We start from the raw sequence: 16,108 nt of genomic DNA, 5'->3' as shown, positions 1-16,108 counted from the left end.
AAAGCTCACCTCTAAAAACTAACCTTGAGTTTTTTAAGATGCCCGAAAGGTACCTGCTTAAAACTTAAAACGATCTGCCGCCGCCGCCGTGTGAGCGCCCGCTCGAAGATGTATGGGTGGAGCTTTCGCTTGATTTGTTTTTAGGCCGTACGGTGCTTATTGTATTGGTGCTGATGAGCGGGTCGTCCGTAGAAGCAAAGTGTACCTGTGTTTGTTTCGCTCGATTATAGTACGGTTTTGCACCGGCGATTTTATAGCGTTTTAATAAAACCAAGAAGCTGATTAAAAACACGAAAACGCCGGTGCCGAGGGCAAATAAGATGCTGTTTTTCAGCTTTGTGGCGGCCGCTTGTTCCGGTGATTGGATTATGGTGTGCAGTTCATCGATATATGCATTGATACCGGCGGCATAATTTCCATCCGCTGCTCCTCCGTCGATGAGTGCATCGAGCAGATCATCAATACGGGAATCGGTAACGGTATTGATAGTACGCTTACCTGAGGTTGAAATATGCGCTTTTCTTCCGTTGCCGTCGCCGTATCCCGTTACGATTAATAGCAAGATTCCATCGCGGTCTTCTCCGTAGCCGTAGCCGCCGTAATCAAAGAAATCATCTGCGTATGCTTCCGCCGTCAAATCACCGGTGTCGGGAACCAGTACCACTGACGCATCCGTTTTGAGGCTTTCGGAAAATTCCGTAAAGCGTGCCGCTATTTCCTGTTGTTCGCTGAGAGTCAGAATGCCCGCCATATCGACGACCGGGTTCCCGGCAAATTGTTCTACCGGAATAAAAAGTTCGTCTGCATCCCATTCGGTTTCGCTCCAATCAGCCTCGTCCGAAGTGCTCGTCTCTGCATAAAGAAGTATAAGGGGGAGAAAACAGCAAAAAAGCGTTATAGCGAACAGTTTTTTATAGGCGTATTTTTTTGAACATACCGGCGTTATCATCGTTACCATATAAACATCCCTCCTAAGAACATGAGCGCACCGAATACGATGCCGAGAAGCCCCGATGTCAGTGCTGCTTTTGCCTTATCCAGCGGCAGTTCGCCGCAGGTTGTACCGGTTTGTCCGTTTACGGCAAATACATACGGCTTACCGTGATAGATGTAGGTAAGAATCCACGAGGGGAGTAACACATACCGTTGATCGCGGACGGAATACGCGGTTGAATCTTTTTCCGATTCAAAATGAGTACACGATGTTGACTCTTTGATAAGTGCCGTTGTGGTTTGTTTTGCTTGTGTCATTAACGCAGGTTTTATTGCTTCTTTATCTTCGGTGTATTGTTCGGCAAAGAAACCTGCCAAATACCCTGCGGAAAAATTTTTCATCTCCGCTTCATCGTAGGGAGTAATGCTGTTGAGTAACGATTCGTCGATTTTTGAAAATGCAAGCTTTTGTAGGTTGTTTACGGCAATATCACCGGTGCGGTCGATTTTGTATTTATCGGTTTTTACATAGTCTCGGTCTCCGCTTGACCAGCGGGTAACGTTCACACCGACCGCATGGTAGTCAACCTTTGCATCGATGTCCGCTTGCCAATACGGAAGGTAAATGCCGGTGATTTTTTCCTGCTGCATTTCGCTCGTAAAGCCTTTGGGGGTAAATTTCTTTTTGCCCGCCCATTCCAGAAATTTCTGCACAGCGGTCTTTTTATCAACCTTAAACGGGATAATGCGGTCGGGTTTAAAATTGCCCTTGAGCCGGTCGGTTATAACGACCGGGCTGTGGCAGTAGTAGCAAAAGGCCGCCGTTGAGGTGTCGCCCGCAACAACTTCCGCGCCGCAATTAGCGCATTGGTATACCTTAACGGTTTGTCCGCCTGTTTCGCTGCTGTTGCCGGAAGCGGTATCTTTGTCGGTGTTTTCTCCGCTGTCATTTCTCGTACCGGACTCTGTTGCGGCATTATTACCGGCAGAAGCATCACCGGCGCTTTCGTCTGCTGCAGCAGTTTTAGCTTGCAGTTTTTCGAGATAGGCAGTCAGCTCTTCTTCCGTATGCTCGGTAAAACAGTATCCGCATTTAAATTTGCCCAATCGCGGATTAAACTCAATCGGCGCCCCGCATGCGGGGCATTTGTAGTTTATTACACTCATAGTTGTTTCCTACAGTTTAGCGCCGCACTCGGAACAGAATTTTGTTCCGGGTTTAACTTCTGCGCCGCATGAAGGGCAATTATTTCCTGCGGGTTTCGGCGTGCCGCATTCCGCGCAGAATTTACCGGTGTTCTTGTGTCCGCATTCGGTGCAGAACCATTCGCCTGCCGCTTTTCCTTGAGCGGCTTGTCCCGCCGCGGCGGTTTGCTGCCCAGCCTGTTGTTGAGCTGCTTGCTGCATGTGCATTTGCTGCATATTGGTTTGGCTTGCCTGTCCCATAAAGTTTCCGCCTGCGTTCATGCCCATTCCCATGCCCATAAATGCCATACCGGCGCCTGCCTGATTGGAACCTGCTGCTTCCATACCCCGCGCAATAGAACCCTGCACATAACCTTCACGGATAGAAGGATCGCCGAGCATTGCCCCTTTGTTTCTCATATTGATGAGTTCTTTGGAGCTGTCGTCATACGTGATGCTTGCGATACCGACTGCCAGCACCTCCATACCGCGCAGATCTTTCCACGAATCATCGAGAATCTGTGACATGTGCTTACTGAGGATCGTTCCCTTTGACGGAATAAACGAAATCCGCTCGCCTTCCATCGACATTTGACTGATAGCCGCCTGCAATGCCTCCAAAAATTCGGTTAAATACTGCTCGTTGATTTCATCGATATGTACATGCGTTGCATTTCGGGGACAAGCTTCTTTAAAGAATTTGATGGGATCGGTTATCTTGATGGAGTAATTTCCGAACGCCCGCAAAAAAAGTTCTGCATTATAGAAATTATCAAAATACTGGAGCGGATTGGGCGTACCGAACTTAATCCCCTTGATTTCCTGCAAATTGATATAGAAGACTTCCTGCTTCATCGGTGTTGTTCCGCCGAATTTAAAACGGCTGAACGTTTCTTTTAAAGCATCGCCGAAGCTGCCGCTGAAAAGAGAGGGAGCCGAACTGTTGTCAACCTTGAAATATCCCGGTTCCGCCGTGTAGTCGATAATTTTTCCGCCGTCTACCAGCATCATAAACTGATTTTGATTAACATGGATAATCGACCCATTAGAAATTACATCGCTTGAACCTTTGGTATTTCTGTTACGCTTATCAGTGCGCACCGGAACACCCTTTGCGAGTACAATGCCCTCACCCATATCATCCGCTTCGACAACCTCAAGCCACTGATCCGCTAAACCGCCGCCTACCGCGCTAAGCGCCGCTGTTATCAATCCCATAGTATTACTCCTCTCTGTTTGTAAGATCTCTATTTTATAAGCTCTATATTAGTATAGAAATGAAGAATCGGTAAAGAGGGGGAGATAAGTAGAACATGGAACTCAGTTTTTAAAAAGGCTACTCAAAAAATAAGCAATAATAAAAGATGGGATGGGATACACGTTTGCGACGAATGATGTCCCATGGAATGCCGGGAGGTAAACTTCTTGCAGAATGTATTAAAATATGCTATAACAGCACCAGTTTGTAAACCGGGGTAAACAAGAGGAATACATTGATGCTGCAAAAAAAATTCTCTGTTGAAACAGTAAAATATCTTGTTTTATTTTTATTCCTGATAGCGATAACGGTTTTTTCTATATTTATTGCTGTTTCGCTCGGCCCTGTTAAAATCGGATTGGCAAATACGTACCGGATTATGCTGGGAAAAGCAGTTGCCCCCAATTTACTGACCGGTCTTTCAAACGCTGCTATTGCGATTGTATGGAATATGCGTGTACCGCGGGTTTTACTCGGGTTTTTTACCGGTACAGGGCTTGCCGTTTGCGGATGCGTTATGCAGGCAACGGTCAACAACCCGATTTCCGAACCGTACATTTTGGGTATTTCTGCCGGTGCGACATTCGGGGCTGTTGTCAGTATCATTCTCGGCTTTATTTCTGCCGTAGGGCTTGGAGCCTTTCTCGGCGCGATTGCCGCGACCGTATTGGTGCTGATCATCGCTTCATCACAGCGAAAGATGACCACGACAAGTCTCATCTTATCAGGTACCGTGGTAAATGCCCTGTTTACGGCGTTTGCCAATTTTATCATTTCAATTGGGGCAAATTCTGACAGTATTATGACGGTTAAGTTTTGGACAATGGGTTCTCTTGCCGGTACTTCATGGTCATCACTCCCGTTACCGCTGCTCGTAGTCAGCCTTTCGTATTTTTTTTCTTCTTACAGTACCGCGTTTTTAATGCAATGATGATGGGCGATGAAGTCGCGATAACGTTGGGAATTTCGCTCTACTTCTATCGGTATCTTTTTATGGCAGTCATTGCAGTAATAACCGGTGTATTGGTGTCTGTCTGTGGTATCATCGGGTTTGTTGGGCTGATTACCCCGCATATTGCCCGTGCACTTGTGGGAGCAAACCATCGTAGACTCTTTCCCGTCGCAGCACTCTTGGGTGCGCTTTTTATTATCTGGGCGGATGTATGTGCGCGAATATTGATTCAAAATGCGGAATTGCCGATCGGGATATTCACCGCATTGGTTGGAGCTCCCTTTTTTATCTTTATTGTTGCAAAGCATCAACGGGGAGCAGGGCAGTAATATGGATTTGATGTGCAAGGATGTCCACTGCAGTATCGCTCATAAAGAAATTTTACGAGGTATATCGCTCCATGCGGACGGGCATAAATTTTATACGATACTTGGCCCAAACGGGTGCGGTAAGACGACGCTTTTAAAAAATATCTACCGGATTATCAAACCGGACTCAGGGGCCGTGTATCTTGACGGAAAAGACATCCGTACTGTCCGCCTCAAGGATTCGGCAAAGGAAATGGCGGTTGTCGCACAATTTAATACGCTGAATTTCAACTGTTCGGTACAGGATATTGTGATGCTGGGGCGGACACCTCATATCCGCTTTATGCAAACCGAACGGGAAGAGGATTTTACCATTATACAGGATGCACTGGCAAAGGTCGGGATGTTGACTCGAAAAGATCAGCCGTATCAATCGCTATCAGGGGGAGAAAAACAGCGGGTTGTGCTTGCCCGTGCAATCGCTCAGCAACCTTCTCTCTTATTGCTGGATGAACCGACCAACCATTTGGATATAAAATATCAGCTGGAGATATTGCAGATTGTAAAAGATTTACGGATTAACGTACTGGCTGTGCTGCACGATATACAGTTGGCATGCCGGTATTCGGATTATTTGTATTTGATGAAAGACGGGGATATTTTATATGAAGGAAGTCCTCGCACAACTATTACCGAAGAATCCATGCTGACGATCTACGGTGTTCGCTGCAATATCAGCTGGACAGAGGATTCGCAGGCGATGATTCACTATAGGGGGCCGCTATAATATCTTTGGCTATGCTATCTTTGATAGATAGAAAAGACATCGGCATCTCTAAAAATCTATATCTCAGTTTTTAGAGAGTCACACAACTCTCAGGAGGTTATTCAAATGAAGCAATGTATTAGTATTGCATTGGCTCTTTTTCTTGCTGCCGCAGTGAGTGCGGAAACGGCATATCCGGTCAGCGTTACCACCTATGACAAAGATGGCAAAGTAATAACACAGGTCTTTAAGCAAGCGCCTAAAAAGGTTATTACCAATAATCTTTCAATGACGGAAATGCTGATTGAACTCGGCTTGCAGGATCGTATTATCGGTATGCTGGATCCGGATAATGCAGTGACCGGTAAGCATAAGAAAGCGATCGATTCTATCCCTCATATCGGGAATAAGAAAACCGTTTCCCGGGAAGTGGTATTTTCGTATGAACCGGATGCAGTGCTCGGTAGAAACATGATGTTTTCCGAAAAGTCTTTGGGTACGGTGGGCTTTTGGAATGAAAACGGTATCCCGATATATGCACAAAAAGCTTCGGTTTTAAATATCAAGCAAGACCTTCAAAATATTATCGAAGATGTGAGAAATCTTGGCATTATTTTTAATGTACAGGACAAGGCAGAAGCGTATGCAAAGCAACTCGAACAACGTTTGAATGCTGTGCTGCAACATATTTCAACAAAGGGGACTTCTTTTAAGAAGGCGCTTATTATGTGTGCATATAATGGCACAACGTTCGGGGCGTATAAATCTGCATTGCAAGAAAGTCTCCTGAATGTACTCGGTTATACCAATATTGCAACGGGTACGTCAGGGCTTACGACAGAAAATCTGATAACTATGAATCCTGAACTGATCATCTATGTAACGAGCGACCGGAATAAAAAATTAGACGCAAATGCGGTTTCGTCTTTGCAAGCAAATGTAGTACTAGTTGACGTACCCGCTATTGCTCAGCATAAAATTATGACGATTTCTTATGATGAGCTGATGGACTATGGTACGGCTGTGCTGAATGCCTTGGAAGCTGTTGATGCCTTCCTGCGGAAGTAGCTTCAGTACGAAACGCGATATAACGAACCATATCAGTCTGTCCGGTATAGACATTACCGTGTCGGAACCTGCAGAATATAACCTGCAGTACCGTTATCCTGCGGTTTTTGTCAACGACGGACAGATTGAATATCTGGAGTCACTTGCCCCGAGTATTTTCTTGTTCGGGCTGCACGCACGCAACCGATTTGACGACTATACACCATGGGCTGCCGAGTCATTCCGCACCGATTGTTCTCCTTTTGGCGGCAAGGGCGCGGAATATCATCATCTATTGTTCAAGACACTACTGCCCGAACTCAAAACTAAATATCCCCTTGACGATTCGAGGCTTGCATATGGGGGCCATTCCCTCGGTGGCTTAGCTGCCGTGTGGAGTTTATTCGAATATACCGATATACCGTACATATTTTCCCTTTGCGGTTCGTTTTGGTATCCCGGATTTCCGGAATACTGCCGTGAACACAAAGTTTTGCATAGCAATGCCGCTGTCTATTTGCTGAACGGAAAGAGAGAGGGCGGAAAACACGGCAACCGGTTAGAGAATGCGCCAAAATACGCAGCAGAAGTACATCAGGCGCTTAGAATACAGATAGCACATACAACCGTTGTGTTCGATCCGTTCGGGCATCACGATAAAATGCTTGAACGCTTCAGGGCAGTACAGCAGTGGCTTACCGAATGCTGGCAGCTGTAGAGCGATATTGATTCGTGCGGAGAATCAGTTAATCATAAAAAAATTTAGGCCTTCCAAAATATTTTTAGTTTTTTTCTTGCGTTTTCTCCGATTCTATGGGATACTGAAAAGAGTACAAACATCAGCGGAGGGTTAATTCTATGTTATTAGTTGGAAACGGTATGCTTATCACCCGCGATCCGAACAAGCCTTTTATCGAAAACGGCTGTGTTTGCATTGAGGGAAGTTCAATCAAAGAAGTCGGCGCCGATGCCGAATTGCGGGCAAAGTACCCCGCAGCGGAATATATCGATGCAAAAAAGCGGTGCATCATGCCTGCCTTTATTAACACGCATCATCATATTTATAGCGCTTTTGCCCGCGGCATTGCATTAAAAAATTACAATCCGCAGAATTTCTTGGACATTTTGGAAGGGATGTGGTGGCATCTTGATAATAACCTTCTTTTAGAGGATACAAAGTACAGCGCTTACACGACGCTGATCGACTGTATTAAAAACGGCGTAACGACGGTTTTTGACCATCATGCAAGCTACGGCGAAACAACGGGGAGTCTTTTTACCCTTGCGGATGTTGCCGAAGAGCTCGGTTTGCGGGTAAACCTTTGCTATGAAGTTTCCGACCGGAACGGCGAGGCAGAGATGAAAAAAGCGGTTGCCGAAAATGCCGAATTTATCCGCGCTTGTCAAAAGAAGAAAAATCCCAAGCAAGCAGCGATGATGGGGCTCCATGCCGCATTCACACTGTCGGATAAAACACTCGAATACTGCGCTTCTCAGCTTCCGGCGGGCGCAGGATACCATATCCATGTTGCGGAGGGTATGTCCGATGTGTTCGATTCGGTGCAGAAACACGGGAAGCGGGTTGTACAGCGTCTCTACGATTTTGACATCCTCGGTAAAAACACCTTTGCCGTGCACTGTATCCACATCAATCCTTTGGAAATGGATTTATTGAAAGAAACCGATACGATGGTCGTGCATAACCCCGAATCGAATATGGGCAATGCAGTCGGCTGTCCGCCGGTGTTGGAAATCTTTAAGCGCGGCATTTTGATCGGGCTCGGGACGGACGGATATACGAGCGATATGCTTGAATCGTACAAGGTTGCGAACATTCTGCACAAGCACAACACCTGTGATGCCACGGCCGCGTGGACGGAAATCCCTGAAATGCTGTTTACCAATAATGCAAAGATTGCCGCGCGCTACTTTGATGGTGAACTTGGCGTCTTGAAAGCGGGAGCGAATGCCGACGTAATCGTTACCGACTATAACCCGCTGACACCTCTCCATGGCGATAACGCGAACGGCCACATTCTGTTCGGTATGAATGGCCGTAACGTGGTAACGACCATCGCGGCAGGCAAGGTGTTGATGAAAGATCGCGTTGTTACCGTCGCCGACGAAGAAGCCGTCTTTGCCAAAGCGCGGGAAGTCAGCGCCGCCCTGTGGAAGAGGTTGTAGGTAAGTTCCTCAGTGCACACCGCTATGAATAGAAGATGTAGAAAGGATGATCTTATGGTTAAAGATTTTGATAGATTGACCATAACCGACGATTTCATGTTTTGTAAAGTTATGCAAAATGAAGGATTGTGCAAAGAGTTGCTTGAAATGATTTTAACCGATAAAATCGGCAAGATTACTGCTCTTGCGGCACAATACAGTATTGCAACTTATGAGCAAGCAAAATCGGTACGTTTTGACATAGCGGTACAAAATGAAAAGGGAACTTTCTACGACATCGAAATGCAAGTTGCAGACACGCATAATCTTGCGAAACGTATGCGCTTTTATCAGGCGGCAATTGATATTTCTTTTTTGGATAAAGGCTATTCATACAAAAAGATGAGTGATAGCTTCATTATTTTTATTTGTCTTTTCGATATGATAGGAAAAAACAAACCTGTTTATACGTTTGAAAATATCTGCATTGAAGATAAAAGTATCTGCTTACAAGATGGTACTAAAAAGATTATATTGAATGCAAATGCTTTTAATGAAACTGATGATAAGGATTTAAGCGGTTTCTTAAAATATGTAAAGACAGGTATCGTAACAACGGATTTTACAGGGAGGATAGAAAATATGATCCAAGCAGTAAAAAACAGTGAACAAGCTCGGCAAGAATATCGAATTATGTCTGCCGCCATGATGGATGAACGAGAAAAAGGTTCTCATCAAGCAAAACTTGAAACAGCCGAAATCTTAAAGCGGCTTGGTGATCCTATTCAAAAGATAGTGCAAGTTACCGGTCTCACTGAGGAAGAGGTAGAAAAAATTCATCTTTAATTATGAATTCATAATTAAGAATACCGGTATTCACAAGAGTATGCATCTGCCGGATACCGGGATTGTTTATACAAACGGAGCAGTTATTCGGACTGCATTTGTATCGAATTTACGATGATACAAGGGAGAAAATAGAGTATGAGTGATAGAATGAACCCGATACCATTCAAGAATTTGATGGAATGGATTAAAACGGAGTATCAAACCGAAGGAACGATTTTCGGCGTTAAAAAACTGTACCGCGCCGATTCCAAACGCTATTTGGAGCTGTTCGGGCAGCGGTTTGAAAACCCGCTCGGGCCGGCTGCGGGGCCGCACACACAGTTGGCGCAAAATATCGTGGCTGCGTATGCTGCGGGCTGCCGATTCTTCGAGCTAAAGACTGTGCAAAAGTTAGACGGAGAAGACCTGCCGGTTGCAAAGCCGTGTATCAATGCGGCGGACGAATGTTACAATGTCGAATGGTCAACCGAGCTGCGCGTACCGCAGGCTTTTGACGAATACGTAAAGGCGTGGTTTGCGCTTAAAGTGATTTCGCAGGAATACGGTCTCGGCAGCCCCGACGGTTTTATCTTTAACATGAGCGTCGGCTACGATCTTGAAGGGATTAAGACCCCGAAAGTTGACGCTTTTATCGAAGGGATGCGGAACGCATCGAATACGCCGGTGTGGAAGGAATGTACCGACTACCTTTTAAGCCATACCGATTTGTTCCCGTCCGTGTCGGAAGCCTTCCTCAGCGGATTGCCGACGCAGGTGTGTACCTCTATTACGCTTTCCACTTTGCACGGCTGTCCTCCTGCCGAAATCGAACGCATCGCGATGTACCTCATCACGGAAAAACATCTCCATACCTATATCAAGTGTAACCCCACACTGCTCGGCTATGAGTTTGCCCGCGACCGTATGAACAAGATGGGCTATGAGTATATTCAGTTTGACGATCATCATTTTAAAGATGATTTGCAGTTCAGCGATGCGGTACCCATGCTTGAGCGTTTGCTGCAGGAGTCTGATAAGCGCGGACTGATGTTCGGGGTTAAGATTACCAACACCTTCCCCGTAGACATTGCCCGCGGGGAGCTGCCCGGACAGGAAATGTATATGTCGGGGCGGTCGCTGTTCCCGTTATCTATCGCCGTTGCGCTGAAGCTCTCGGAAGTCTTTAACGGAAAGCTCCGTATTTCCTATTCGGGCGGTGCGGACTACTTTAACATTGCCGATATTTACGAAACGGGAATTTGCCCCATTACGATTGCAACAACGATTTTGAAGCCGGGCGGATATGCACGTTGTCAGCAGCTCGTCGGCGAGTTGACAGCCAAGCCGTTTAACAAGGATTTTTCCATCAATGTGGAAAAACTGCGCCGCCTTTCAAATGCCGTTGTTGAAAACCCGCGCCATCGCAAATCGGTCAAACCCGAAGCGTTCCTCAAGATTCCTGCAAAGGTGCCGCTTGCCGACTGCTTTGCAGCTCCCTGTATTTCCGGCTGTCCCATCAATCAGGACATCCCCGCCTATATCAGGCTGACCGGCGAGGAAAAATACGAAGAAGCGCTCCGTGTTATCACCGATAAAAACCCGCTGCCGTTCATCACCGGTACGATTTGTAACCACCGCTGTATGACCGGCTGTACCCGCAATTTCTATGAAGATCATGTGCATATCCGTGCCGTTAAACTCGAAGCGGCGCGCCATGCGATCGAAACTTTGAAGCAAAACCTAAAGACACAAAAACCGGCGCAGAAAAACGGAGCAAAGGTTGCCGTTATCGGAGCCGGTCCTGCCGGTCTTGCAGCCGCTTATTTCTTAACCCGCGACGGAGCGGACGTTACCGTATTTGAAAAGAAAGCGCGCGCTGGCGGTATCGTGCAGTACGTCATTCCTGAGTTCAGAATCCCTGCCGCGTCGATCGGGCAGGACGTTGAGCTTGCATCTTCCTTCGGCGCCTCCTTCGTGTATAACAGCGAACAGCGTTCCGTTGAAGTGCTGAAAAAACAGGGCTTTACCCATGTTGTGTTTGCTATCGGCGCGTGGAAGCAGAGTGCGCTGACTTTGGAAAAAGGTGCGGCGGCAAACGTTATCGAATTCCTTGAACAGGCGAAGCAAGCGCCCGAAACGCTCAAGCTGGGGAAAAACGTCGTGATCCTCGGTGCGGGAAACACCGCGATGGATGCCGCCCGCGTTGCGAAGCGTACGAAGGGGGTTGAACATTCCTTTATCGTATACCGCAGAACCAAGCAGTTTATGCCTGCCGATGCGGAAGAACTGGAACTCGCTTTGGAAGACGGGGTTGAATTTAAAGAACTGCTTGCGCCTGTTTCGTATGAAAACGGAATTTTGCGCTGCGAAAAGATGAAGCTCGGTGAACGGGGCGCAGACGGCCGACAAAAACCGGTACCGTCGGGTGAGTTTGTAGACATCCCCGCCGACACCGTAATTGCATCTATCGGTGAAAAAAATCGACACCGATCTCTTTGCGGAATCCGGCATTGCGCTGGACGGAAAAGGAAGAGCGCAATACAATCCCGCTACGTTTGAAACGAATGTGAAGAACGTGTATGTCATCGGGGATTGCGCCGCGGGGCCTGCCACGGTTGTACAAGCTATTGCCAATGCAGCCAAAGCAGCGAAGGCGATTATCGAGTCGGTAAAGGCGCAGGCATGGACGGCTCAGTTTACAACACTGAACTACAACCCTGTTACCGTATCGGCGTACTCAAAGCGGGCAATTTTAATGCCGATGAACCTTGCCGCCTCCGACGGCGTTGCAAAAGAAAGCGTCCGCTGTTTGGAATGCTCGACTGTTTGCGAATCCTGCGTCGATGTGTGCCCGAACCGCGCGAACCTTGCGCTCACCGTACCCGGTATGCGTATGAAGCAGATTGTTCACGTGGACGGTATGTGTAACGAGTGCGGCAACTGCGCAACATTCTGCCCCTACGAGAGCGCCCCGTACAAGGATAAATTCACGCTGTTCCACTCGGAAAAAGATTTCCTCGACAGCACAAATGAAGGCTTCCTCTATCTTGATGATGCACGCAGCCGATGCAGAGTACGGCTTGCCGGAGAAGTCCGCGATATCACGCTTGCAACGGAAACCGCTCTTCCCAAAGAACTCTTGCAGATTATCAATGCGGTAAAGACGCAGTACGCGTATTTACTGTAGGTTCAGCTGAGCGTTTAGAAATTAAAAGGCAACCGTATCGGAAGATGCGGTTGCCCTGCTTGACGGCCTCAGTTATTCGTGCAGAGGCCGTAATGTCTGCCGTTTCTCGGCAACGCTGTGCATGGGTGAGGGGATTACGGTTCCGTTATATTTCCCTGTGCATCAAGGTAGTATACGGGAATCGTAACAACCGGGTCGCGATCGCTTCGCCATTTTGATTGCAGTCCTTTCTGAAGGGGGCTGTAATAAAAGGCCTTGCTGCTTGCCTCATAGTGAGATGTCCAAAAATCTTTGCCCGTAAATTGAGCTATTTTTTCGGCTTCATCCCGTGAGGGGAGCCAGCCGCCCTGCTCAATGCAGTACATAACTGCAGAATTCTTCGCAGTATGCAATTTAGAACCGTTCGATTCAAATTCGCGCTTTAAGAAAATACTGTTTTCTTTTCCGTCCCCGATATTTGAGCCTATATTCTTTGTGCTTATATGACGTGAGCTGTCCAAATCCCACGGCATCGGCTCGGAGGGAGTGCCCATTGCAAGAAACCGCCACGAACCTGCACCTGTGTTTTCCCATACAATGGTCTTGTTGCCCACTCTATCACCTACGGCGAATGATCTTGGTACAATAGCTTCGTCAAACAAAAAACAGCCGTGCAGCATAAGCGCTACGGCAAGAGTCAGCACGGTCGGCGCTGCACAACGGAAGAGTAATAAACCCTTTAAATTAAGCTTTTTCATGCATAAGTCTCCTTTCAGTTGTTTCCTGATTGAAAAAGTGTAACACGGTGGTGAGAGAAAGGTCAAGAATACGCATTGCCTTTAGCTCCGTATTCTATTATACTAACGATATGCAAACACGTTATTTTACCGTTACCGGTATGAGCTGTGCCGCCTGCTCCGCAAATGTAGAAAAGGCGGTAAGTCGTCTTGCCGGCGTAGAGACGGTGCAGGTCAATCTTTTAACAAAGCGGATGACTGTAACCTATAATCCCGATACCCTTAATACCGATACCATCATACAAACGATAGAAAAAATCGGCTACGGAGCATTTCCGCTGTCTGAGGAAAATGCAGCGAGCCCGTCTGTTCAACAGACTGATTCTGAAATCGCCGATGCCGAAAAAAAACAATTTATCTTCTCCCTTTTCTTTCTTATTCCATTGATGTATGTGTCGATGGGGCGGATGCTCAAGCTGCCGCTTCCGTCTTTTTTTGCAGGAACCGAGAATGCCCTCATCTTTGTCTTTACGCAATTTCTGCTCACGTTGCCGGTTCTTATACTGAACCGCCGTTTTTTCACTAACGGACTTACGAGCTTATTCCACCGTGCGCCGAATATGAATAGCCTCATCGCCATCGGTTCCGGCGCTGCGGTTATTTACGGGATTTTTGCGCTGTACCGGATCGGATACGGCTTAGGGCACGGTCAATTAGATGTCGTGCAGCTCTATATAAAGGATCTCTATTTTGAATCTTCGGCGATGATTTTAACGCTGATTTCTTTGGGAAAATTTTTGGAGGCACGGGCAAAAAAGAAAACCTCCGAAGCATTGGAAAAATTGATTCAGCTTCGCCCCCGAACAGCTCAAATAGTGCGGAATGGAATTGAGATTGAAATTCCGGTAGAAAATATTGTGATCGGTGATGCAATCATTATCAGGCCGGGACAAACATTGCCCGTTGACGGAACTATCATAGAAGGAAGCACATCGCTTGACGAATCTGCCGTTACGGGTGAAAGCCTCCCGGTCGAAAAAACGGTCGGAGATTCGGTGATTAGTGCCTCGCATAATATATCGGGCAGCTTTATCTTCCGTGCTGATAAAGTAGGTAATGATACGACATTGGCGCGGATTATTGCGCTCGTCGAAGAAGCGTCCTCATCAAAGGCTCCGGTTGCAAAGCTGGCTGACGTTATCAGCGGTTATTTTGTACCGATTGTCATGTTGATTTCGCTTGCATCCTTTATCGGCTGGCTTATCGTAGGCGCTTCTTTTGAGTTCGCGCTTTCGACCGCTATTTCCGTGTTGGTTATTTCTTGTCCCTGTGCGCTCGGGCTTGCGACGCCGACTGCGATTATGGCCGGTACGGGCAAGGGGGCGCAGCTCGGTATCCTCATCCGTTCCGCGGAAGGACTCGAACTCGCTCACCGCGTGAATGCGGTTCTGCTCGATAAGACGGGAACGATCACGGAAGGAAAGCCGACATTGCAGCACATTGAAGTGTTTTCGGAACAGTATACGGATAATGATATTCTGTGGATTGCCTATAGTCTTGAGCATTTATCCGAACATCCGCTTGCTCATGCAATTATCAAGGCGGCAGAAGAAAAAAAACTGTCGCCGTTTAAGGTGCGCGGTTTTGCGGCAGTACACGGGAAAGGAATTTACGGAACGGCTGCAATCGATGAGCTTAACGGAACTACATCGATTAGTAATTTAAGGATCGGCGCCGGAAATACGAAACTCTGCAACGAATTGGGAATTCCCGTATCGGAAGCGATTCAAATGCGGATTGCGGAAGCTGCCGAACAAGGCGCTTCTCCGCTACTGGTTACAATAGGGGATGAATGTGTCGGGCTTATCACCGTCTCCGATCCGGTAAAAGAAGACAGTATCCGGGCTATTCATGATTTCCACGAAATGAGTATCCATACGGTTATGCTGACAGGAGACAATCAGCGGACGGCGGAGGCTATCCGGAAAATTGTCGGGATCGGGGATGTCGCAGCAGAGCTATTGCCGCAGGATAAAAAAGCAAAAGTTGAATACTATCGCTCGAAAGGGTTTTCACCGGCTTTTATCGGCGACGGTATTAATGATGCGCCTGCACTGACTGCTGCGGATGTCGGTATTGCGATCGGCGGCGGCACGGATATCGCTATTGAAAGCGCCGATATCGTACTAATGAACAACAGCCTCGAAACGGCGGTTACTGCAATTCAACTTAGCAAGGCTGTGATGCGTACCATTAAACAAAACCTGTTCTGGGCGCTTTTTTACAATTCGCTGTGTATTCCGCTTGCGGCAGGTCTCTTTTATACCGTATTCGGGCTTAGGCTTAGTCCTATGTTTGCCGCCGCCGCAATGAGCTTCAGTTCGGTGACGGTTGTTACCAATGCATTACGGTTGAACAGATTCCGCCCAAAACGCATTGCACAGGATGTTCATAATATGCAATACTGTTCCGCTGTTCCTACCGATAAAAAGCATGATGATACAAAACCGGAAAATATAACGCATAAGGAGAATATCGATATGAAAAATATCACGTTGACTGTTGAAGGAATGTCCTGCGGGCATTGTTCCGCTCGGGTTGAAAAAGCGTTGAACGCTATCGAAGGGGTATCAGCAAAAGTCGATTTGGGTGCAAAAACCGCCTCCGTTACCTATCCCGATTCCGTAACAATCGATGCGCTCAAAGCTGCCGTAACCGATGCAGGCTATTCAGTAACCGGCTCACACTAAAAAATCGAAACGTTA

At 47.2% G+C, this 16,108-nt stretch carries 12 protein-coding genes and 1 pseudogene; 9 read left to right on the top strand and 4 right to left on the bottom strand.

Translation table 11 applies throughout. The annotated features are described in order from the left end of the window. Positions 1-64: 64 nt before the first annotated feature. Genes QI63_RS11600 through QI63_RS11590 form a run of 3 tightly spaced genes read right to left on the bottom strand, consistent with a single transcriptional unit; the run spans position 65 to position 3,336 of the window. On the bottom strand, positions 65-958 hold the full coding sequence (locus QI63_RS11600) for a TPM domain-containing protein (RefSeq protein WP_235619710.1): 894 nt from the start codon (positions 956-958) through the stop codon (positions 65-67). Beyond that, positions 952-2,100, bottom strand: a complete 1,149-nt coding sequence (locus tag QI63_RS11595) for a TFIIB-type zinc ribbon-containing protein (RefSeq protein WP_044016583.1) — start codon at positions 2,098-2,100, stop codon at positions 952-954. The genes QI63_RS11600 and QI63_RS11595 overlap by 7 nt, the downstream gene beginning before the upstream one ends. 9 nt (positions 2,101-2,109) lie before the next feature. Beyond that, a complete protein-coding gene (locus QI63_RS11590) occupies positions 2,110-3,336 on the bottom strand; it encodes an SPFH domain-containing protein (RefSeq protein ID WP_044016581.1) in 1,227 nt (408 codons plus the stop codon). Between the two features lie 278 nt (positions 3,337-3,614). Between QI63_RS11590 and QI63_RS11585 the strand changes: the two are divergent. The 8 genes and pseudogenes from QI63_RS11585 (at position 3,615) to QI63_RS13370 (ending at position 12,627) form a co-directional block, all read left to right on the top strand. After that, positions 3,615-4,657: pseudogene (locus QI63_RS11585) on the top strand (FecCD family ABC transporter permease). Between the two features lies 1 nt (position 4,658). Beyond that, complete coding sequence (locus tag QI63_RS11580) at positions 4,659-5,423, top strand: ABC transporter ATP-binding protein (RefSeq protein ID WP_044016579.1); 765 nt, start codon at positions 4,659-4,661, stop codon at positions 5,421-5,423. 105 nt (positions 5,424-5,528) lie between these two features. After that, a complete protein-coding gene (locus QI63_RS11575; protein ID WP_044016576.1) occupies positions 5,529-6,470 on the top strand; it encodes an ABC transporter substrate-binding protein in 942 nt (313 codons plus the stop codon). Beyond that, positions 6,433-7,167 (top strand): alpha/beta hydrolase-fold protein, encoded by a 735-nt coding sequence (locus QI63_RS11570; protein ID WP_235619707.1) that lies wholly within the window; start codon positions 6,433-6,435, stop codon positions 7,165-7,167. Before QI63_RS11575 ends, QI63_RS11570 begins: the two co-directional genes overlap by 38 nt. 140 nt (positions 7,168-7,307) lie before the next feature. After that, positions 7,308-8,633: a putative aminohydrolase SsnA gene (ssnA, locus tag QI63_RS11565; RefSeq protein WP_044016572.1), complete on the top strand. Its 1,326-nt coding sequence runs from the start codon at positions 7,308-7,310 to the stop codon at positions 8,631-8,633. 54 nt (positions 8,634-8,687) lie between these two features. After that, complete coding sequence (locus QI63_RS11560; RefSeq protein ID WP_044016570.1) at positions 8,688-9,458, top strand: Rpn family recombination-promoting nuclease/putative transposase; 771 nt, start codon at positions 8,688-8,690, stop codon at positions 9,456-9,458. Between the two features lie 138 nt (positions 9,459-9,596). After that, complete coding sequence (ygfK, locus tag QI63_RS11555) at positions 9,597-11,999, top strand: putative selenate reductase subunit YgfK (RefSeq protein WP_235619706.1); 2,403 nt, start codon at positions 9,597-9,599, stop codon at positions 11,997-11,999. Further along, on the top strand, positions 11,911-12,627 hold the full coding sequence (locus QI63_RS13370) for an FAD-dependent oxidoreductase (RefSeq protein ID WP_235619705.1): 717 nt from the start codon (positions 11,911-11,913) through the stop codon (positions 12,625-12,627). The genes ygfK and QI63_RS13370 overlap by 89 nt, the downstream gene beginning before the upstream one ends. 134 nt (positions 12,628-12,761) lie before the next feature. Here QI63_RS13370 and QI63_RS11550 read toward each other — a convergent pair whose 3' ends face one another. Further along, complete coding sequence (locus QI63_RS11550; protein ID WP_052185561.1) at positions 12,762-13,364, bottom strand: hypothetical protein; 603 nt, start codon at positions 13,362-13,364, stop codon at positions 12,762-12,764. A 110-nt stretch (positions 13,365-13,474) separates the two neighbouring features. Between QI63_RS11550 and QI63_RS11545 the strand changes: the two genes are divergently transcribed. Next, positions 13,475-16,093 carry a heavy metal translocating P-type ATPase gene (locus tag QI63_RS11545; RefSeq protein ID WP_044016568.1) on the top strand — a complete coding sequence of 873 codons (2,619 nt, stop codon included), beginning with the start codon at positions 13,475-13,477 and terminating at the stop codon, positions 16,091-16,093. The last annotated feature ends 15 nt before the right edge of the window (positions 16,094-16,108 follow it).

This window comes from Treponema sp. OMZ 838, assembly GCF_000775995.1.
Classification (GTDB): domain Bacteria; phylum Spirochaetota; class Spirochaetia; order Treponematales; family Treponemataceae; genus Treponema.
Note: the sequence above shows the minus strand (reverse complement) of the source record. Positions and strands in the feature narration are given on the sequence as shown.

Bases quoted from the DNA above. Each gene is read 5' to 3' on its own strand.
- QI63_RS11545 (WP_044016568.1), top strand. From the start codon at position 13,475: ATGCAAACACGTTATTTTACCGTTACCGGTATGAGCTGTGCCGCCTGC.
- QI63_RS11600 (WP_235619710.1), bottom strand. From the start codon at position 958: ATGGTAACGATGATAACGCCGGTATGTTCAAAAAAATACGCCTATAAA.
- QI63_RS11570 (WP_235619707.1), top strand. From the start codon at position 6,433: ATGCCTTGGAAGCTGTTGATGCCTTCCTGCGGAAGTAGCTTCAGTACG.
- QI63_RS11580 (WP_044016579.1), top strand. From the start codon at position 4,659: ATGGATTTGATGTGCAAGGATGTCCACTGCAGTATCGCTCATAAAGAA.
- ygfK (WP_235619706.1), top strand. From the start codon at position 9,597: ATGAGTGATAGAATGAACCCGATACCATTCAAGAATTTGATGGAATGG.
- QI63_RS11560 (WP_044016570.1), top strand. From the start codon at position 8,688: ATGGTTAAAGATTTTGATAGATTGACCATAACCGACGATTTCATGTTT.
- QI63_RS11550 (WP_052185561.1), bottom strand. From the start codon at position 13,364: ATGAAAAAGCTTAATTTAAAGGGTTTATTACTCTTCCGTTGTGCAGCG.
- QI63_RS11595 (WP_044016583.1), bottom strand. From the start codon at position 2,100: ATGAGTGTAATAAACTACAAATGCCCCGCATGCGGGGCGCCGATTGAG.
- QI63_RS11575 (WP_044016576.1), top strand. From the start codon at position 5,529: ATGAAGCAATGTATTAGTATTGCATTGGCTCTTTTTCTTGCTGCCGCA.
- ssnA (WP_044016572.1), top strand. From the start codon at position 7,308: ATGTTATTAGTTGGAAACGGTATGCTTATCACCCGCGATCCGAACAAG.
- QI63_RS11590 (WP_044016581.1), bottom strand. From the start codon at position 3,336: ATGGGATTGATAACAGCGGCGCTTAGCGCGGTAGGCGGCGGTTTAGCG.